The following is an 18789-nucleotide window of genomic DNA, read 5'->3' as shown; positions in this document are numbered from 1 at the left end:
CGCGATCCTGACGGCCCGGACCGGTGCTCGGCCGGTCCGGGCCCGCGCCGTACCCGGCCGCCCGCACTGCCTCGCACCGCATCGCGCGGCGCGCACGAGCCCCGGGGGATCCACCCGCGCCGGATGCCCCGGGCTCGCCCGGCCGATCCATCCGCCCGGCCCGCCCACCGACACAGCCTGAGCTGGGGAGAGTCGAACGTGGTGACCAGCAACGACAAGCCCAAGGACGGAAAAGAGGAGCCGCGCCCGGCCGCCGCGGGCCGGACCAGGCAGGCGGCCCGGCAGTCGCCGCGCCCGGTGGAGCCCCGGCCCCGGCGGTACATGGTGGCGGCGCTGCCGCAGCAGTCCCTCGCCATGCGCGGGGTGACCGCCCCGGCCATGGACGCCGCCGGCCTGCTGCGGCTGCTCGAGGAGGATCCGCAGGTGCGGGTGCGCCGCCGGCTGCGCGACACGGGCGGGGCGGGGACGCTCTGCACGGGCGGGGCGCCGTTCCCGCCGATCGTGGTCGCCGACATGACGCCCGAGCACGCGCTCACCCTGCGGCTGCGCCATCCCCAGCTCCACATCGAGCGCGACCGGCTGCTCGCCTTGGCCGAGGCGGCGCCCCGCCGGCGGCGCGCCTCCGCCGCGGTCCTGCCGCCCGGCCCGGAGCTCACCGTCACCTTCCTCGTCAAGGGCGCCGGCGGCAGGCCCGTGCCCGGGGCGGTCGTCTACGTGATCGGCGCCGCCTGGACCGCCCAGGCGGTCACCGGGCCGGACGGGCGGGCCACGGTGACGATGACCGGGGAGACACCGGAATCCGTCACCGGGGTGGTGGTGAAGCCCCGCGCCGGCCACTGGAGCGCGTACCTCGACCGGCCGTCCCTCGCCACCGACCGGGACAACCTGGTCGAGCTGACCCCGCTGGCCGACGCCATCCCCGGCTTCCCCGGCACCCAGGTCTTCGGCTGGGGCCAGCGGGCGATGAACCTCGACCGGCTGCCGCCCACGCTCCGCGGGGCCGGGGTGAAGATCGCGATCATCGACTCGGGGGCGGACACCGGCCACCCCGACCTGGCCGGCCGGGTGCGCGCCGGGCTCGACCTCACCGGCGACCGGCCGGACGGCTGGACGGCGGACGGCGCGGGCCACGGCTCCCACTGCGCCGGGATCATCGCCGGCGCCGACGACGGCCGGGGCATCGTGGGGTTCGCCGTCGAGGCCGAGGTCCACGTGTGCAAGATCTTCCCCGGCGGCAGGTTCAGCGACCTGATCGAGGCCCTCGACCACGCCATCGGTGAGGGGATCGACGTGGTCAGCCTGGGCCTCGCCTGCCGCCACCCGTCCCAGCTCGTGGCGGCGAAGATCGACCAGGCGCGCAACGCGGGCGTGGCCTGCGTGGTGGCGGCGGGCAGCGACGGCGGCCCGGTCTGGTTCCCCGGCGTCCTGCCCACCGTGCTCACGGTCACCGCGATCGGCAAGACCGGCGAGTTCCCGCCCGGTACGGCGCACGCGGCCGAGCTGCGGGAGCCGCGGACGGCCGACGGGTACTTCTCGCCGAAGTTCGCCTGCCACGGCCCGGAGGTGGACGTGTGCGCGCCCGGGGTGGCGATCCTCTCCAGCGTGCCGCCGGACGGGTACGCGGTGATGGACGGCGCCTCGGCCGCCGCCCCGCACGTCGCGGGCCTCGCCGCGCTCGTGCTCGCCCACCACCCCGACTTCCACGGCGCGTTCGCCGCCCGGGACGCCCGCCGGGTCGACCGCCTCTTCCAGATCATCAAGGCGAGCTGCACGCCCATCGACCTCGGCGACGCCCGGCGCACCGGCGCGGGGCTGCCGGACGCGCTCCGCGCGCTCGCCCCCGCGCTCGCGCTCATCGCACCGGACCCGGGCGAGGTCACGACCCTGCTCGAGCAGCTCACCACGGAGATGGTCACCGCGGGCCTGCTCCCGCCCGCCGCGGGCCAGGGCACGCCGGGGGCGGCCCCGGCCGCCGGCCCCGCGGCGCAGCCGCCGGGGCGGTACGGCCACGCCGGGGCCGGGGCGGTCAACGGTGCGGCGGCCCAGGCCGGTGGGCCGGAATCCAGTAGCGGGCCCGCGCCCCGCGGCGCGGCGGCGGGCGCGCCACCGGGCTCGGCCGGCCCGGTTCCGGACGGGCTGAGCGCGCTCTGCTGGCTCGCCGAGGAGATGCAGGCCGCCGGGCTTCCGGTCGAGCCGGTCTCCGACCTGCTCGACTGAGCCCGGCCGGGTCCGCGCATGGGCCGGTTGCCCGCCTACGCGCCCATGCTCGCGCGGCCGGGTGCGCTGCCGGAGCCGGACGAGGCGTACGCCCACGAGATGAAGTGGGACGGCGTCCGCGCGCTCGCCTACATCGAGGACGGCCGGCTTCGGCTGGTCTCGCGCAACGGGCTCGACATCACCGCCGCCTACCCGGAGACGCACGGCCTCGCCGGCGCGGTGGGCGGGCACGACCTGGTGCTCGACGGGGAGATCGTCGCCTTCGACCGGCAAGGGAGGCCGTCGTTCGAGGCGCTGCAGCCGAGGATCCACCAGCGGGACCCGCTGCGGGTCGCCCGGCTCTCGGTCACCTCACCCGTGACGTACCTGCTCTTCGACCTGCTCCACATCGACGCCACGCCGGTGATCGGCCTGCCGTACGCGGAGCGCCGGGCGCTGCTGGAGGAGATCGTGCGGGGCGGGGAGCGCTGGGACGTGCCCCCGTGCTACCACGGCGCGGGCCCGCGCGCGGTCGCGGAGTCCCGCCGGCTCGGCCTGGAGGGGGTGGTGGCCAAGCGGCTCGCCTCGCCGTACCGGCCGGGCCGGCGCTCGCCCGACTGGGTGAAGGTGAAGAACTTCCGCACCCAGGACGTGGTCGTGTGCGGGTGGAAGCCGGGCGGCGGCCGGCGGAGCGGGACGATCGGCTCGCTGCTCGTCGGGGTCCAGACGGCCGACGGCCTGCGGTACGCGGGCCACGTCGGCACGGGGTTCACCGAGGCCGCGCTGCGCGACCTGGCGCAGCGGCTGGCGCCGCTCGAGCGGCGCGGCCACCCCTTCGCCGAGGAACCGCCGCGGGAGGAGGTGCGCGACGCCCGCTGGGTCGAGCCGGTGCTGGTCGGCGAGGTCCGGTACACGGAGTGGACCGGTGAGGGCAGGCTGCGGCACCCCTCCTGGCGCGGGCTCCGGGCGGACAAGCGCCCGGACGAGGTGGTCCGGGAGGACTGAGCCGCGCCCGGGCGGCGTGCCGCCCGGCCTGCCGCCGGTGGGTCAGGCCTGGTGGGCCTGCTGCGCCATCCGGGCCACGTCCGCGGCGCCCTCGCTGAGCAGCCGGGAGCTGAGGTCGGCCAGTGCCCGGCCGGCGGCGAGCTCGTCACCGATCTCCGGAACGGCCGGGTCGGCCGGGTTCCGCCTGGCCCGGCCCACGCACTCGTGCCGCCGCTCGCCTCCGTCCGTGTAGAGCACGGCGGTCGCCGTGGTGATGTCGTCGTTGTCGTCCTCGGTGAGGACGAGCTCGACGTTCCAGCGCTTGGTCTCCATCGCGAACACCCCAGGTCGCCGTCCATCCCCCGCCGGGCCGCGTTCACGTCGACCTTTGCCCAAAATCTGCCGATTGTTGGTGAGCCGCCCGCCTCCGATGGCGACCTTTCGGTAAACGGGAGCCGGGACCTTCGGACCTGGACGGCACCGCCGGCCGGCGATCAGATGGAGGTGCCCCGGGTGCGAGAAAGGGGAGCGTGATGCCGGATTTGATCATCGTCGGCACGGACGGTTCACCGGCGGCCAACGCGGCCGCGGCGTGGGCGGTCGACGACGCGGCCCGCCGCGGCTGCCCGGTCCGCTTCGTCAGCGTGATCGACCGCTGGGCGTACAGCGCGGTGAAGTTCCCCACCGGAGCGGGCGACCCGCTCACCCAGCAGGCGGAGCGGGCCCTCGCGGAGGCCGAGGCGATCGCGCGCAAGCGGCGGCCGGACGTGGAGGTCAGCCTGGAGATCGCCGAAGGCCTGCCCGCGCGGATCCTGCGGGAGAAGGCGGATGAGGCGAGCGCGGTCGTGGTCGGCGGCACCGGGGTGGGCGGGTTCGCCGGCGCCGTGCTCGGCTCGGTCGCCTCCCACGTGGCGGGCCACGCGCCCGGGCCGGTGGTCGTGGTCCGGCCCGGTTGGGAGAAGGCCGCCGAGCGCGAGGAGATCGTGCTGGGGGTCGACGGCTCACCCGAGTGCGAGCCGGCCATGGCGTACGCGTTCGGCGAGGCCCGGCTGCGCGGTGCCCGGATCCGTGCCGTGTACGCGTGGCGGCTGCCGATCCTGCCGCTCGTGCCCGAGATCGGCTACGACCCCGAGGAGGCGCGGGAGGCCGAGCACCGGATCCTCTCCAGCGCCCTGGAGCCGTGGCGGAACCGGTACCCGGACGTGGAGGTCACCGAGGAGGCGGTGCTCGCGCACCCGGTCGACGCGCTCACCGCCGCGGCGGCGGGCGCCGCACTGCTGGTGGTGGGCTCGCACGGCCGGGGCGCGCTCGGGTCGCTGGTGCTCGGCTCGGTCAGCCGCGCCGTGCTGCACCACGCCTACTGCCCGGTCGCGGTGGTACGGCCCCGGCCGTCGTCCGGCTGAGGCGGCGCGCCTCCGGTGCGTCCCCCGGCCTCCGGGGCGCCGCCGGGCCGTACCGTGCTGCCTTAGGCCCTGCGCCCGCATGGCCGGCGTGGCGGATGCGGTCGTGCACCGTGGGCCTGGGCGCTCTGAGCCTTGCGTGTGCCTGACGGCCTGCTCGCGGGTGTCCGGCCCCGTCCGTGGGCCTTGCTGTGCGCCCGTACCATCCCGCACCGCGGTCCTGAAGTACGGAGCGGGCGGCCGGCGCCGGACATGGAACGTGCCGGGCGCCGGCCGGCGCCCGGCACGCATCGGGGGCGATCCGTGGGAACGGCCGCGCCTCAGGACGCTCGCTCGATGGGGATGCGCTTGCCCCGCTCCTTCTCCTTCTTGCGCAGGCCCACGCTGATCTCGAGGATGCCCCGGTCGTAGGTGGCCTTGACGTCGTTCTCGTCGGCGCCCGCGGGGAGCGCGATCGACCGGGTGAACGAGCCGTACCGGAACTCCGAGCGCTGCGCCTCCCGCTCCTCGTGGCGCCGCTCGGCGTGGACGGTCAGGATCCCGTTCGACAGGGTGATCTCGACGTCCTTGTCCGGGTCGATGCCGGGCAGCTCGGCCCGGAGCACGTACCGGTCGTCCTCGATGAAGTCCTCGAAGCGGATCTGCCGCCCGAACATCGACATCATCGGCCGGAAGCCCGCGAGCGGCTCGTCGAGCCAGTCGAACAGATCGGGCAGCATGCTCCAGGGCTCGCTCCGCATGAGGCTCATCCGAACCACCTCCGTTTGTCCCCCCGTGGGCTCTTGCTCCCCAATAGGTGTTTCCGGTCTTTTCGGTTCCATCCCACCACCAGGCCACTGATCTGTCCCAGTGGCGGAGGTCCCGGGCGTGGATGACCTTCGGCCGGTTCTGATGACCGGGTGACCGGCGTGGGATGGAGAAATAGGGGGCACTGTGGAGATAACCGGGAGAGGGAGTTGCGATGTCCGGAAAGACCGGCGTGGTGGTCGTGGGGGTCGACGGGTCGAAGTCGGCGCTCGCGGCGGTGGAGTGGGCGGCGGACGACGCCCGGCGACGCGGTGCCCGCCTGCGGATCGTGCACGTGCGCGAACCGTGGGCCAACGAGTTCCCCTTCCATGGCGTGGCCGGCTATCACCAGTCGCTCACCGAGTACTGCGAGGGGGTGGTCGCCCGTGCCGCGGAACGGGCGAAGGAGCGGGCCCCCGACCTCGAGGTGACCACGGAAGTGGTGACCGGTGCGGTGATCGAGCGGCTGCTCACCGAGGCGGAGCGGGCGGACGTCGTGGCGGTCGGCAGCCGGGGCATGGGCGGCTTCGCCGGGCTCGTGCTCGGGTCCGTCGGCATGGGGCTCGCCTCGCACTCCCCGGTGCCGGTCGTCGTGGTGCGCTGGCTCCAGGAGAAGACGTACGACGAGGTCGTGGTCGGGGTGGACGGTGAGGCGCACACGGACCCCGCCCTCGAGTTCGCCATCGAGGAGGCCCGGCTCCGCGGGGCCCGGCTGCGCGCGCTGCACGCCTGGCACCGGCATCTGCACAACCCGCTGGCGCTCGCCGGCACGCCCGTGGACCGCGACGCCTTCGACGAGGAGGTGCGGGAGTTCCGGGAGCGGCTCGCGCCGTGGCGGGACCGGAACCCCGACGTGGAGCTCATCGACACGGCCGTGTGCGGTCACCCGGTCCCGGTGCTCGCCGACCTGTCCGGCTCGGCGGACCTGCTCGTGGTCGGCTCCCGGAGACACGGCGGCATCGGCAAGGCACTCCTCGGCTCGGTCAGCCACGGAGTGCTGCACCGGGCCCGCTGCCCGATCGCCATCGTCCGGCCGAAGGGCGGGTGACGCCCGCCGCGCCGGGTACGGCCGGCCCGGGTCGTCCGGGCGCCCGGGGCGTGGCCGCCGGACCGGGGCACCCGGTTCGGCCGGGGCGGCCCACCGGGTAAGCCCGGCTCGGCTCATCTGGGATGGGTACGGCCGGCCAATCGGCGCGGCGCCCGCCGGGACGGGGCGCCGGCCCGCCCGTTCGCATGCGTCAGGCCGGCGAGGTCGCCGCCGGGTTGCCCCCCTGCCTCCCGGCCCGGTCCCCGACCGGCCTGTGCCGATGCTTCGCGTACCCGCTACACCCCGGCGCGGGTCGGACGGCGCATCTCGGTCGGCTGTTCCCGCCACTCGGGGGTCTCGCGCTCCTTCTCCGCCTGCATCTCCTCCATGCGGAGAGCGATCCCCATCGCGAAGAGCGTCGGGGCCCACTCGCCGATGAACAGGCCCCAGCGGTCGGCCCGGTCGATGCCTGCGTGCTCGTACCGGTTGGAGAGGAACCACGAGACGACGGTCAGGCCGATCGACGCGATGCCTGCCCCGTACATGTGCGAGGAGCGCACACCCATCTTGTGGAGTGTTCTGATCACTTGGTCCCCCCTTGTGGTGTTCGCCTTGTCTTCGTCGCTACCCGGACAGAAACCCCGTAATCCGGACAAGGGAACACGCAAGGCAGGGCCGGGGATCAGGACACCCGCGGGGCGGGGCCGAGGGCGAGCGCGTCGACCTCGGCGCGGGACGGCGGTACGGCGCCCTCGCGGGTGCAGGTCAGGGCGGCGGCCGTGACGGCGTACCGGAGGGCGGCGGCGAGGTCCATCCCCCGGGACAGGGTGGCGTGGAGGAAGGCGCCGGTGAACGTGTCGCCGGCCCCGACCGTGTCGGCGACCCGCACCGGGACGCCGTCGGCCCGCGCGACGGTGCCGCCGGCGGCGAACGCGGCCGCGCCGCGCGCGCCCAGGGTGAGCAGCACGAGCTCGAGCCCGTGGGCCCCGAGCCACTCCCGGGCCACGTCGGCGGGCTCCCGGCCGGGGTAGAGCCAGGCCAGGTCCTCGTCGCTCGCCTTGACCACCCGTGCGATGCGGAGCCAGGGCTCGACCCGGGCCCGGTACTCCTCCCGGTCGGGGAGGAGCGCCGGCCGGACGTTCACGTCGTACACCACGGTGAGCTCCGGGTCGCGCCGGGCCAGGCCGGCCGCCCAGTCGCGGAGCACGTCCGCGCCGGGCGGCACCACGGCGGCGAGGGAGCCGATGTGCACCGCGCGGGTGCCGGGAGGGAGCGAGGAGGGCAGCTCCGCGGCGCTCCACCGCCAGTCCGCGGTGCCGTTCACGTAGAAGCCGAACGCGGCCGAGCCCCGGTCGTCCAGGTCGACCACGGCGAGCGTGGTCGGCTCGGCCGCCTCCACGGCGAGCTCCAGACCCACGCCGCACTCCGCGAGGTGCGCGCGGATCCGCCGCCGAACCCGTCGCGGGAGATCCGGCAGAGCAGCTGCACCGGCGTGCCCAGGCGGGCGATGGCCACGGCGGTGTTCGCCGGTCCGCCGCCCGGGACCGCCCGCCACAGGCCGTCCGCGCCGGCGGGCACCAGGTCGATGAGGGCCTCTCCGCAGACCAGGATCATGATCACCTCCGGTCGACGCTCCTCAGTCTCTCAGCGCGCCCGGAGGAGGGATCAAGCCCGCCGGATTAAATCGACTTTTCCTATCTTGAAAGAAGGCTTTACCCGCGGCATCATGCTCGTATGGGTCCACGGCGAGGGCTGACTGAGCGCAGGCACATCGATCTGCTCCGCGTCTGCGGCGCCGCCTGTCGCGTTCCGGAGCCACCGATCCGGATGACGACCAGGCAGGAGGAGATCGCGAATGTCTCAGCTCATCGATGGCCTGCGGAACGGGCATGACCCGCACCCGGTGCCGTCCGGCGACCAGGGTGCCGTGCTCAGCGTGGTTCCGATCCCCGGATCCGATCAGGCGCTCGTCATAGTCGGGCACATGGTCCCCGCCGACGGCCGGGCCGTACCGGCCGCCCCGGCCGGGGGAGCGGCGGGCCGGCCGCCGGAGAGGGAGGGGGACGACCTGGTGGTGGACCGGGCCTCCCGCGTGGTCCGGGTGGACGGCGAGGAGATCAGCCTCACCTACCGCGAGTTCGAGCTCCTCGACTACCTCCGCTCCTCCCCGGGAAGGGTGTACAACCGCCGGCAGCTCCTGGCGGCGGTGTGGGACCGCTACACCGACCAGGGCGTGCGCACGGTGGACGTCCACGTGCTGCGGCTCCGCCGCAAGCTCGGCAGGCACGCCAACCGGATCGTCACGGTGCGGAACGTCGGCTACAAGTACCAGCCGCCACGGCGCCCCGGGCGGTGACCGGGGCGCGCGATGCCCGGGCGCCGCGCGGATCGGCGCCCGGCCCCGGTGTCCGCGCGGTTGCCTATCCTTGAGCGTGCGATGGACACGCTCGCCGATCTCCACAGCCGTCTGCAGGATCTCATGCCGCGCGACCGGCACCGGTTGCGCCGCCGACTCAACGGCGTCCGCAAGATCCGCGATGGCGGGGCCCGCCGCGCGGTGATCGGTGAGATAGCCGCGGAGCTCGAGGCGGCGCAGCGCCGGGTCGAGGCCCGGCGGGCCGCGGTGCCGCCGATCGTCTACCCCCCGGAGCTGCCCGTCGTCCAGCGCAAGGACGACCTGCTCGCGGCCGTGCGCGACCACCAGGTCGTGATCGTGGCGGGGGAGACCGGCTCCGGAAAGACCACGCAGCTCCCCAAGATCTGCCTCGAGCTCGGCCGCGGGGTGCACGGCGCGATCGGGCACACCCAGCCCCGGCGCATCGCCGCGCGCTCCGTGGCCGCGCGCATCGCCGAGGAGCTCGGGGTCCCGCTCGGCGACGCGGTCGGTTACAAGGTGCGGTTCACCGACCGCTCGAGCGACGGGACGCTCATCAAGCTGATGACCGACGGCATCCTGCTCGCCGAGCTGCAGTCGGACCCGCTGCTCCTGCAGTACGACACGATCATCATCGACGAGGCGCACGAGCGCAGCCTCAACATCGACTTCATCCTCGGCTACCTCAAGCGGATCCTCCCCCGGCGGCCGGACCTCAAGGTGATCATCACCTCGGCCACCATCGACCCGGAGAGCTTCGCCCGGCACTTCCGCGGCCCCGACGGGGAGCCGGCGCCGATCATCGAGGTCTCCGGGCGGACCTACCCGGTCGAGGTGCGGTACCGGCCGATCGGCGAGGACGAGGACCAGACCCAGGCCATCGTCAACGCGGTCGACGAGCTCTGCGCGGCCGGACCGGGCGACATCCTCGTCTTCCTCAGCGGCGAGCGGGAGATCCGCGACACCGCCGACGCGCTCAAGGGGCGGCCGGAGGAGGTCCTCCCGCTGTACGCGCGGCTCTCCACCGCCGAGCAGCAGCGGGTGTTCCAGCCGCACCGGGGGCGGCGCATCGTGCTCGCCACCAACGTCGCCGAGACGTCGCTCACCGTGCCCGGCATCCGGTACGTCATCGACCCGGGCACGGCGCGGATCTCCCGGTACAGCAACCGGCTCAAGGTGCAGCGGCTGCCCATCGAGCCGATCTCGCAGGCCTCCGCCGACCAGCGCAAGGGCCGGTGCGGCCGGACCTCCGACGGCATCTGCATCCGGCTCTACAGCGAGGAGGACTTCAACTCCCGGCCGCGGTTCACCGACCCGGAGATCCTCCGCACCAACCTCGCCAGCGTCATCCTGCAGATGGCCGCGCTCAAGCTCGGCGACGTCGCCGAGTTCCCGTTCGTCGACCCGCCGGACCCCCGGCAGATCAGGGACGCCTACGCGCTCCTCCACGAGCTCGGCGCCATCGAGCAGGTACCCGGGGCGCAGCAGCGCGAGGTGCGGCTCACCCCGATCGGGCGGAAGCTCGCCCAGCTCCCGGTGGACCCCCGGCTGGGCCGCATGGTGCTCGAGGCCGGCCGGAACGGCTGCGCGCGCGAGGTCATCATCATCGCCGCCGCCCTCTCCATCCAGGACCCCCGCGAGCGGCCCGCCGACAACCAGCAGGCGGCGGACGAGAAGCACCGCCGCTTCGCCGACAAGGAGTCGGACTTCCTCACCTTCCTCAACCTCTGGCGGTACCTGCAGGAGCGGCAGCGGGAGCTCTCCTCGAGCGCCTTCCGGCGGATGTGCAAGGCCGAGTACCTCAACTACCTGCGGGTCCGGGAGTGGCAGGACATCGTCAGCCAGCTCACCGAGGTGGCCACCTCGCTCGGCATCGTGCTGAACAGCGCCGACGCCGACCCCGACCGGATCCACCAGTCGCTCCTCGCCGGGCTGCTCTCGCACATCGGCCTGAAGGACCTCGACACCAAGCGCCGCCAGGACGGACGCCGGCCGATCACCGAGTACCTCGGCGCCCGCGGCGCCCGCTTCGCGATCTTCCCCGGCTCCGCGCTCGCCAAGGCGCAGCCCACCTGGGTGATGTCGGCCGAGCTCGTGGAGACCTCCCGGCTCTGGGGCCGGATCAACGCGAAGATCAAACCGGAGTGGGTCGAGCCGCTCGCCCAGCACCTGGTCAAGCGGAGCTACAGCGAGCCGCACTGGGACCCGGAGCAGGCCGCCGTCATCGCCTTCGAGAAGGTCACCCTGTACGGCGTGCCGATCGTGACCGAGCGCAAGGTCAATTACGGGCGGATCGACCCGGAGCTGAGCCGGGAGCTCTTCATCCGCCACGCGCTGGTCGAGGGCGACTGGCGCACCCACCACAAGTTCTTCCACGCCAACCGGCGGCTGCTGCAGGAGGTCGAGCGGCTCGAGGAGAAGGCCCGGCGCCGGGACATCCTCGTCGACGACGAGACGCTGTTCGACTTCTACGACCGGCGGATCCCCGCCGAGGTGGTCTCCGGCCGGCACTTCGACGCCTGGTGGAAGAAGGCGTCGAAGGAGAACCCCGACCTGCTCACCTTCACCCCGGAGATGCTGATCAACGAGGGCGCCGGGGTGCGGGAGGAGGACTACCCGGACACGTGGCGGCACAACGGGCACCGGATGCGGCTCACCTACCGGTTCGACCCGGGCGCCGGGCTCGCCGAGGCGGTCCGGCGAGGCGGCGGCCACGACCGCGACCGGGGCGCGGACGGGGTGACCGTGCACATCCCGCTCTCCGTGCTCAACCAGGTCGACCCGACCGGGTTCGAGTGGCAGGTCCCGGGGCTGCGTGAGGAGCTCATCACCGAGCTGATCAGGTCCCTGCCGAAGGACCTGCGGCGCAACTTCGTGCCGGCCCCCGACTACGCCAAGAAGGTGCTGAGCCGGGTGCGGCCCGGGAGCGAGCCGCTGCTGGACGCGCTCGAGCGGGAGCTGTACGAGCTGACCGGGGTGCGGGTGCCCCGCGACGCCTGGAACCTCGAGCGGATCCCCGACCACCTGCGGATCACCTTCCGGGTGGTCGACGAGCGCAAGCGCACGCTCGCCGAGAGCAAGGACCTCACCGAGCTCAAGCGCATCCTCGCCCCCCGGCTCCGGGACACGCTCTCCAAGGCGGCCGAGGACCTCGAGCGGACCGGGCTGCGGAGCTGGACCATCGGCACGCTGCCCAAGGTCTTCCAGCACGGGCGCATGCGGGCCTACCCGGCGCTCGTCGACGAGACCGACAGCGTCGCGGTCCGGATGTTCGAGACCGAGGACGAGCAGCGCAAGGCGATGTGGGCCGGGACGCGGCGCCTGCTCATGCTCACCACGGTCAACCCGGCGAAGTCGATCCTCCGCGGGCTCACCACCGAGCAGAAGCTCACGCTCAGCCGGAGCCCGCACGGGAGCGCGGTGGCGCTGTTCGACGACTGCGTCGCCTGCGCGGTCGACGCGCTCATGGCCCAGGCCGGGGGACCGGCGTGGGACGAGGAGGGCTTCCGCCGGCTCCACGATCACGTGCGCGCCTCGCTCTACGAGACCGCGGAGGAGGTGGTCGCGCGGGTCGAGCGGGCGCTCGCGGCCTGGCACGAGGCGTGCACCGCGCTCGCCGCGATCGAGCGGGGCGGCCCGGCCGACGTGGTCGCCGACGTCAAGGGGCAGCTCGAGCGGCTCGTCTACCCGGGCTTCGTGACCGACACCGGGTATGACCGGCTGCCGCACCTGGCCCGCTACCTGCGGGCGGTCACCCGCCGGCTCGGCAAGCTCGGCGAGGACCCCTTCCGGGACGGCGAGCGGATGCGCCAGGTGCAGGAGGTCGAGGACGCCTATGACGAGCTGCTCGACCGGCTGGAGCCGCAGCACCGGGACGCGCCCGCCGTACGGGAGATCCGGTGGATGATCGAGGAGCTGCGGGTGAGCCTGTTCGCCCAGCAGCTCGGCACCCCGATCCCCGTGTCCGAGAAGCGCATCCGCAAGGCCATGGAGCGGATCGCCGTGCCGTGACGGCCGGGGCGGGCCGTGGCCCGGCGGCCGCGGCTCCGCGCCCCCGGGCGGGCCCGGCCGGCGATCGCAGGCGACCATCGACGAAGGGAGAGACAGCGGCGTGATCCGGGCGGTCGTCTTCGATGTGGGGGAGACGCTGATCGACGAGACCCGCATCTGGTCGCGCTGGGCCGACCGGCTCGGCGTCACCCGGTTCACTCTCATGGGGGTGCTCGGCGCGATGGCCGCCGCGGACAAGGGGTACGAGGAGGCGTTCGAGCTGATCCGGCCCGGTTTCGATCTCGAGGCGGAGCTCGAGGCGTGGCGGCGGGACGACCCGGGCGGCCTGCGGGAGAACTTCGACGCCGCGGATCTCTACCCCGACGTACGGCCCGGCCTCGCCGCGCTCCGCGCCGCCGGCCACCGGCTGATCATCGCGGGCAATCAGCCCGCCCAGGCCTACGACGCCCTCGCCGCGATGGACCTCCCGGTGGACTCGATCCACACCTCGGAGGGGTGGGGGGTGGAGAAGCCGGACCCGGAGTTCTTCGCGAAGGTCGCCGCGGCCGCGGGCTGCGATCGCGCGGAGATCCTCTACGTGGGCGACCGGCTCGACCGGGACGTGCTGCCCGCGAAGGAGTGCGGGCTGCGCGCCGCCCTGCTCCGCCGCGGGCCGTGGGGCCACCTCCACGCGGCCCGGCCGGAGGCCGCCGCGGCCGACCTGGTCGCCGACTCCCTGCTCGAGCTGGCGCGCCGGGTCCCGGAGCTCGCCTGACCGAGGACGCCGGCCCGGCGCCGGGCCGGCGGGTGCGACCCAGCCCCAGCCCGGTCCCGGAGGGGCGTACCCGTGCCGGGTCTGGCTGGTCCGATGGGCGAGGTCAGGCCCGGGTCTCTTGCGTGATCAACCTGAACCCTCCGGGCGTGGCCGGACCGCGCCGGGCTTACCCAGGCCGGCCCGGGCGACCGTGGCCAGGCCGCGCCGGGGTCACAGCAGCCGGAGGTTGAGCGCGTAGGCGAGGCGCTTGCGCCCGGCGTCGCTCATGTGCAGGTGGTCGCCGGCGTCGTAGGCGGGGTGGAGCCGATCGGGCGCGTCGGGGTCGCGCACGGCCCGGTCGAAGTCGACCACCCCGTCGAACGCGCGGCTCGTGCGGATCCACTCGTTGACCTGCTGCCTGATCTCCTCGCGCTCCGGCGTCCAGGTGGCGTACCCGCCGAACGGCGTGAGGGTCGCGCCGAGCACCCGGACGCGCTTGGCCCGCGCCGCCTTGATCAGGCGCTGGTAGCCGTCGATCAGCTGCTGCGCGGACGTGACCGAGCCCCGGGAGATGTCGTTGATGCCGATGAAGACGACGACCGTGCGCACCCCGGGCTGGAGGAGCGCGTCCCGCCGGAACCTGCTCAGGCCGCTCGGGCCGACGTTCGGCTCGAGCAGCCGGTTCCCGGCGATGCCGGCGTTGAGCACGCTCAGCCGCCGCCGGGCGGACACCCGGGCGAGCCGGTGGCTGAGGTAGTCGGTCCAGCGGCGGTTGGCGTCGATCTCCTGGCCGGTGCCGTCGGTGAGCGAGTCGCCGAACGCCACCACCGCCCGGGTCGTGGCCGGCGCGGTCACCGCGACCCGGTCGAGGAAGTACCACTGGACGCTGGTGTAGGTGAACGCCGTGGCGCTCTCCGCCCGGGTGTGGTCGCCGGGCCGGGACAGGTAGGTGGTCGCGTAGGCGCGCTCATGCCCGGTGACGTCCCGCACCGTGTGCGGGACGTAGATGCTGATCACGAGGTCCGACCCGCGGGGGAACCGCCCGCGGATCGGATCGCTCCAGACCGCGCGGCCGGGGGCCACGGTCACGGACTTGCGGCCGCCGAAGGTCACCGACCGGTTCGTGCCGGGCTTGATCCGCGCCCCGGCCCGCTGGATGCCGAGGCGGACGCGCCCGAACGTGACCGGCCGGGTGCCGAACACGTTGGACAGCCGGATGCGAGCCTCGGTGCCGCCGATGCTGATCCGCACGACCATCCGGATCGTCTGGCCACCCACCACGGCGGGCACCCGGCTGGTCGCGGCCGACCAGGCGCCGACGAGGTGCCGTCGCTCCGTCTTCCGGTCCGCGGCGCCGCGCGCCGCATGCGGGGCGATCTCGGTGGCGGCCGGCAGGGGGGTGGCGTACCGTGCGGCGGACGCGCTCTCCCGCGCCGCCTGCGCCTCCGCCGGGGGGACCGCCAGTGCGGCCGTGGCCAGGGCGATGGCGGCCGTGGTCCACCGGAGGACCGGCCGTGGCATGCGAGTCATCCTCCTCGTTCGCACAAGGGAACGGTGGGGGGTGCGAGGAAGCAAAGGGCACCGTGGCTCGGGACGAGCCTCCGTTGAGCCCATACATTACGGCGGTTTGCGTAACGGATGGTGCTCGTGGGAGCAGAGTGATTCCGTCAACCCGCCGTTAACCTCGGCTCCGCTCCACGGCAGGGCCGGGAGGGTACGCTCGCACTGATGGATGATCGCTGGATTCCCCTGGAGGGCGCGGTCAACGTCCGGGACCTGGGCGGGCTCCCCACGGAGGACGGGGGCACCACCCGCTTCGGACGGATCCTCCGCGCCGACAACCTGCAAGGGCTGACCGAACGGGACGTCGACCTGCTGGTCAACGCCTTGAACCTGCGGCGGGTCGTCGACCTGCGGTCCGAGGTCGAGGTGCGGCTGGAGGGGCCCGGCCCGCTCACCCGCGTGCCCGGGATCGGCATCCACCACCTGAGCCTGCTCACCGAGGTGGGGGACTTCACCGACGTGGAGGCCCGCACGATCGACGACCGCGTGCTTCCCTGGCAGCGGGAGCGCTCGGAGGAGGACATCGCCGAGCTGAGGGTGACCGGCTACTACTACGGCTACCTGCGCGATCGCCCGGATTCGATCGTGGCGGCCCTGCGCACGCTCGCCGTGGACGACGGGCTCGCCGTGGTCCACTGCGCGGCGGGGAAGGACCGGACCGGGGTGGTCGTGGCGATGGCGCTCGCGGTCGCCGGGGCCACCCGCGAGGCGATCATCGCCGACTACGTGGCGACCGGCGAGCGGCTGGAGCGCATCCTGGCCCGGCTACGCGCGAGCGAGACCTACCGGGCCGACCTGGACGGCAAGCCCGCCAGCAGCCACCTGCCCCGCGCCGAGTACATGGCGCGGTTCTTCGCCACGCTCGACGAGCGGTTCGGCGGTCCGCTCGGATGGCTCAAGGCGCACGGCTGGACGGACACCGACACCGAGATGCTCCGGGCCCGCCTGCGCGGCTGACGGCCGCGGCGGGCCGGGCCGTACCCGGCCGGTCACCGGTCCCGGTCCTCCTGCTCGGCGAGGAACGCCTCGAACTGGGCGGCGAGCTCGTCGCCGGTCGGCACGTGGATGTTCTCCGGCTGCTGGTCCTGCCGGGCGGCGCCGGCGTGGAAGGCGTCGAACTGCTGCTCCAGGCCGCGGATCGCGGTGGACAGCTCGACCGAGGCGCTGATCTGCTCTTCGATCTCGGCGGTGGTCTTCGCCGCCGCCTCACGGAGCCCGTCCATGGGGAAGACCAGGCCGGTGTTCCGGGTGATCGCCTCCAGCGCGGTCACCGCGGCCGCCGGGTACTCGGCCTGGGCCAGGTAGTGCGGGACGTGGATCGCGAAGCCGAACGTGTCGTGGCCCTTGGCGCCGAGCCGGAACTCGATGAGCGCGGCCAGCCCTGCGGGCACCCGGACCTTGCCGAACGGGCTCGGCTGCGCGGCGACCAGGCCGGGCCGGCTCTGATGGGCGGTGTAGCCGAGCGGCCGGGTGTGCGGCACGCCCATCGGGATGCCGTGCACGGTCACCAGCTTCGCCACCTTGAGCTGGGTGACGATCATGCCGAGCGCCTCGGTGAACAGCTCCCACTCCCGGTCGGGCTCCGGCCCGGTCATGATCAGAAACGGGGTGCCGGTCAGGTCCTGGGTGAGGTGGATGGCGAGCTCGGGGGTGTCGTAGTCGACCCACCGGTCGGTGTCAAAGATCATCAACGGCCGGCGGGACCGGTAGTCGATGAGCCGGTCCACGTCAAAGGTGGCGATCACCCGGTGCTCCAGCGTCGCCAGGAGGTGGCCGAGGGCGAGCCGACCGGCGCCGCCGGCGTCCACGAAACCGTCGAAGTGGTAGAGGAGCACCGGATCGGTCAGTTCGGGAATGTCCCTGTCGAGCCGGTAGAGATCCGTGGGGTCGAACACGTCTCCCAACCTTTCTCAAGGGCGGTTTACTTCTTGACCCTATGGTGCGCCGGACCGTAGCCGAGCCCTCGCGGTTGCGACCCTACCGTGGAGATGTGGAGATGGATCCGGACCTGGAAGAGTTCGCCACCCGGCTGTTCCGGCTCGCCCGGACCGGCAACACCGAGGCGCTCAGCGCCTACGTGGACGCCGGGGTACCGGTCAACCTGCGGAACCAGAACGGTGACTCACTGCTCATGCTCGCCGCCTACCACGGGCATGCGGACACGGTGCGCGCCCTGCTCGCGCGGGGTGCCGACCCCGACCTCGCCAACGACCGGGGACAGACCCCGCTCGCCGGGGCGGTGTTCAAGAAGGAGCGCGAGGTGGTGAAGGCGCTCCTGGAGGCGGGCGCCGACCTGTACGCGGGCCGCCCCTCGGCGATCGAGACGGCACGGATGTTCGGCGATCCGGAGATCATCGATCTGCTGGAAGCCTGATCGGCGCCCGTGCGCCCGGTGCGGCGCCGGTCGCCGATCCGGTGGGGCGGAACGCCGGTCACCCCGCCGTGCGCCGGTCGCGCGGTGTGTCGCGCGCTGCGCCGTACGGCCGATCGGCGTGTTTCGGCATCGTTCCGATACGTACTAAATGGTGCGTGATATGCGGATAGTACCATTTTCTGGTAACTGAAAAGATTGGCGGCTTTTATTCGCTGACTGCGGAAAGGCGCGTTCCCCCCTACCGTCCGGACTTCCGCACGCCATCGTTACGGTTAGCATTGGACGCGTGAGTGTGCAGCATCCGGATGACGAGCGTCCGGTAGACCTCTGCGAAGACGGTTTGCCGGTGCTGCCCGACCAGACGAGCGACGACACCGACCTCGGCTGGGGGGAATGGCGTTCCGACTCCGACGTCTCCCGCTACCTCGAGGAGCGGCCGCCGCACTGGGATGAATACGTATAAGCCGGCCTAGGCTCGCGGGACACCCGGCTACGACAGCACGTCCTTCCGGCGGAAGACGCGGAAGGCGAGGGCGATCAGGATCACCGAATACGACAAGGAGATCACCGTGCCCTTGACCATGCTGTCGTACTCCGGCCGCGGGGCGAGGACGTCCAGCCAGGCCGTGCTCCAGAACGTGGGCAGGAACTGACGGATCGGGCCGAGGGCGTCCACCGCCTGGAGGATCATGCTGACGATCACCAGGCCGACCGCGCCGCCCACCGCGCCGAGCGGTGAGTCCGTGCCGACCGAGAGCAGGAAGGCGAGCGAGGCCACCACGAGCTGGCTCACCAGCACGTAGGCGACGGCCAGGCCGAACGAAGGAAGCGCCTCGCCCGCCGGCACGACCTCGCCGGTCCCGGGCACGCGGATGTCGTGCCAGCCGAACGCGAGCGTGCCGGCGATCAAGGCCATGAGCGGGAGCGCGGTCACGGCCGCCGCCGAGTAGGCGAGCGCCACCACGAGCTTCTGCCGCAGCAGCCGGTCGCGGGGCACGGGGGCGGCGAGCAGGTACCGCAGCGACGACCAGTTCGCCTCGCTCGCCACCGTGTCCCCGCAGAACAGCGCGACCGCGACCACGAGCAGGAAGTTCGAGGACACCGACAGGCTGAAGGTGGCGAAGTTGAGCCCGCCCTCGGTGGCGAGGTCGCTGAGCCGCAGCCCGCTCCTGCTCCGCGGGCCGGCCCCGAGCTGGAAGGCGAGCAGCAGCACCCACGGCAACGCCAGCAGGACCCCGAACATCACGTAGGTGCGGCGGCGCCGGAGCTGGCGCACGAACTCCACCCGAAGCGGCAGCGTCCGGCCCGGCGCGTAACCGGGGGCGCCCTCGGTCATGCCCA

General features: G+C 73.5%; 17 protein-coding genes. 10 read left to right on the top strand and 7 right to left on the bottom strand.

All coding sequences use genetic code 11. The annotated features are described in order from the left end of the window. Positions 1 to 198 precede the first annotated feature (198 nt). Both TBIS_RS11595 and ligD read left to right on the top strand, forming a co-directional pair. The gene (locus tag TBIS_RS11595; protein ID WP_013132581.1) at positions 199 to 2217 is read left to right on the top strand and encodes a S8 family serine peptidase; all 2019 of its coding nucleotides are present in this window, start codon (positions 199 to 201) and stop codon (positions 2215 to 2217) included. A gap of 18 nt (positions 2218 to 2235) precedes the next feature. Beyond that, the gene (gene ligD / locus TBIS_RS11590) at positions 2236 to 3201 is read left to right on the top strand and encodes a non-homologous end-joining DNA ligase (protein WP_013132580.1); all 966 of its coding nucleotides are present in this window, start codon (positions 2236 to 2238) and stop codon (positions 3199 to 3201) included. A gap of 42 nt (positions 3202 to 3243) precedes the next feature. Here the strand turns inward: ligD and TBIS_RS11585 are convergent, their stop codons facing one another. Next, positions 3244 to 3513, bottom strand: a complete 270-nt coding sequence (locus TBIS_RS11585; RefSeq protein ID WP_013132579.1) for a DUF1876 domain-containing protein — start codon at positions 3511 to 3513, stop codon at positions 3244 to 3246. Positions 3514 to 3713: 200 nt separating this feature from the next. On the opposite strand from TBIS_RS11585, the gene TBIS_RS11580 reads away from it, so the two are divergent. Then, entirely contained in the window at positions 3714 to 4583 is an 870-nt protein-coding gene (locus tag TBIS_RS11580) for a universal stress protein (RefSeq protein WP_013132578.1), read from the top strand. A 317-nt stretch (positions 4584 to 4900) separates the two neighbouring features. Here the strand turns inward: TBIS_RS11580 and TBIS_RS11575 are convergent, their stop codons facing one another. Further along, complete coding sequence (locus TBIS_RS11575; protein WP_013132577.1) at positions 4901 to 5329, bottom strand: Hsp20/alpha crystallin family protein; 429 nt, start codon at positions 5327 to 5329, stop codon at positions 4901 to 4903. Positions 5330 to 5541: 212 nt separating this feature from the next. Between TBIS_RS11575 and TBIS_RS11570 the strand changes: the two genes are divergently transcribed. After that, positions 5542 to 6414 (top strand): universal stress protein, encoded by an 873-nt coding sequence (locus TBIS_RS11570; protein WP_013132576.1) that lies wholly within the window; start codon positions 5542 to 5544, stop codon positions 6412 to 6414. A gap of 275 nt (positions 6415 to 6689) precedes the next feature. Here TBIS_RS11570 and TBIS_RS11565 read toward each other — a convergent pair whose 3' ends face one another. Further along, on the bottom strand, positions 6690 to 6980 hold the full coding sequence (locus TBIS_RS11565; RefSeq protein WP_013132575.1) for a hypothetical protein: 291 nt from the start codon (positions 6978 to 6980) through the stop codon (positions 6690 to 6692). 95 nt (positions 6981 to 7075) lie between these two features. Continuing rightward, positions 7076 to 7810 carry a PfkB family carbohydrate kinase gene (locus TBIS_RS11560; protein ID WP_425263889.1) on the bottom strand — a complete coding sequence of 245 codons (735 nt, stop codon included), beginning with the start codon at positions 7808 to 7810 and terminating at the stop codon, positions 7076 to 7078. A gap of 438 nt (positions 7811 to 8248) precedes the next feature. Between TBIS_RS11560 and TBIS_RS11555 the strand changes: the two genes are divergently transcribed. The 3 genes from TBIS_RS11555 (at position 8249) to TBIS_RS11545 (ending at position 13532) form a co-directional block, all read left to right on the top strand. Beyond that, complete coding sequence (locus TBIS_RS11555) at positions 8249 to 8749, top strand: winged helix-turn-helix domain-containing protein (protein ID WP_013132574.1); 501 nt, start codon at positions 8249 to 8251, stop codon at positions 8747 to 8749. Between the two features lie 81 nt (positions 8750 to 8830). Further along, the gene (hrpA, locus tag TBIS_RS11550; protein WP_013132573.1) at positions 8831 to 12778 is read left to right on the top strand and encodes an ATP-dependent RNA helicase HrpA; all 3948 of its coding nucleotides are present in this window, start codon (positions 8831 to 8833) and stop codon (positions 12776 to 12778) included. Between the two features lie 100 nt (positions 12779 to 12878). Beyond that, positions 12879 to 13532, top strand: a complete 654-nt coding sequence (locus tag TBIS_RS11545) for an HAD family hydrolase (protein WP_013132572.1) — start codon at positions 12879 to 12881, stop codon at positions 13530 to 13532. Positions 13533 to 13742: 210 nt separating this feature from the next. On the opposite strand, the gene TBIS_RS11540 is transcribed toward TBIS_RS11545, so the two are convergent. Then, entirely contained in the window at positions 13743 to 15032 is a 1290-nt protein-coding gene (locus tag TBIS_RS11540) for an SGNH/GDSL hydrolase family protein (protein ID WP_013132571.1), read from the bottom strand. Positions 15033 to 15239: 207 nt separating this feature from the next. Here TBIS_RS11540 and TBIS_RS11535 point away from each other — a divergent pair, with 207 nt between their 5' ends. Then, a complete protein-coding gene (locus TBIS_RS11535) occupies positions 15240 to 16031 on the top strand; it encodes a tyrosine-protein phosphatase (protein WP_013132570.1) in 792 nt (263 codons plus the stop codon). Positions 16032 to 16063: 32 nt separating this feature from the next. Here the strand turns inward: TBIS_RS11535 and TBIS_RS11530 are convergent, their stop codons facing one another. After that, on the bottom strand, positions 16064 to 16969 hold the full coding sequence (locus TBIS_RS11530) for a proteasome assembly chaperone family protein (RefSeq protein ID WP_013132569.1): 906 nt from the start codon (positions 16967 to 16969) through the stop codon (positions 16064 to 16066). A gap of 101 nt (positions 16970 to 17070) precedes the next feature. Between TBIS_RS11530 and TBIS_RS11525 the strand changes: the two genes are divergently transcribed. Then, positions 17071 to 17448, top strand: a complete 378-nt coding sequence (locus TBIS_RS11525; RefSeq protein ID WP_013132568.1) for an ankyrin repeat domain-containing protein — start codon at positions 17071 to 17073, stop codon at positions 17446 to 17448. A gap of 286 nt (positions 17449 to 17734) precedes the next feature. Next, positions 17735 to 17911: a hypothetical protein gene (locus tag TBIS_RS19315; protein WP_158306182.1), complete on the top strand. Its 177-nt coding sequence runs from the start codon at positions 17735 to 17737 to the stop codon at positions 17909 to 17911. A 27-nt stretch (positions 17912 to 17938) separates the two neighbouring features. Here TBIS_RS19315 and TBIS_RS11520 read toward each other — a convergent pair whose 3' ends face one another. Then, a complete protein-coding gene (locus TBIS_RS11520; protein ID WP_148231673.1) occupies positions 17939 to 18784 on the bottom strand; it encodes an ABC transporter permease in 846 nt (281 codons plus the stop codon). Positions 18785 to 18789 lie beyond the last annotated feature (5 nt).

This window comes from Thermobispora bispora DSM 43833, from assembly GCF_000092645.1.
Classification (GTDB): Bacteria; Actinomycetota; Actinomycetes; order Streptosporangiales; family Streptosporangiaceae; genus Thermobispora; species Thermobispora bispora.
Note: the sequence above shows the minus strand (reverse complement) of the source record. Positions and strands in the feature narration are given on the sequence as shown.

Coding starts and splice junctions, on each gene's coding strand:
- TBIS_RS11555 (WP_013132574.1), top strand. CDS start 8,249: ATGTCTCAGCTCATCGATGGCCTGCGGAACGGGCATGACCCGCACCCG.
- TBIS_RS11575 (WP_013132577.1), bottom strand. CDS start 5,329: ATGAGCCTCATGCGGAGCGAGCCCTGGAGCATGCTGCCCGATCTGTTC.
- TBIS_RS11540 (WP_013132571.1), bottom strand. CDS start 15,032: ATGCCACGGCCGGTCCTCCGGTGGACCACGGCCGCCATCGCCCTGGCC.
- ligD (WP_013132580.1), top strand. CDS start 2,236: ATGGGCCGGTTGCCCGCCTACGCGCCCATGCTCGCGCGGCCGGGTGCG.
- TBIS_RS11585 (WP_013132579.1), bottom strand. CDS start 3,513: ATGGAGACCAAGCGCTGGAACGTCGAGCTCGTCCTCACCGAGGACGAC.
- TBIS_RS11570 (WP_013132576.1), top strand. CDS start 5,542: ATGTCCGGAAAGACCGGCGTGGTGGTCGTGGGGGTCGACGGGTCGAAG.
- TBIS_RS11525 (WP_013132568.1), top strand. CDS start 17,071: ATGGATCCGGACCTGGAAGAGTTCGCCACCCGGCTGTTCCGGCTCGCC.
- TBIS_RS11580 (WP_013132578.1), top strand. CDS start 3,714: ATGCCGGATTTGATCATCGTCGGCACGGACGGTTCACCGGCGGCCAAC.
- hrpA (WP_013132573.1), top strand. CDS start 8,831: ATGGACACGCTCGCCGATCTCCACAGCCGTCTGCAGGATCTCATGCCG.
- TBIS_RS11520 (WP_148231673.1), bottom strand. CDS start 18,784: ATGACCGAGGGCGCCCCCGGTTACGCGCCGGGCCGGACGCTGCCGCTT.
- TBIS_RS11535 (WP_013132570.1), top strand. CDS start 15,240: ATGGATGATCGCTGGATTCCCCTGGAGGGCGCGGTCAACGTCCGGGAC.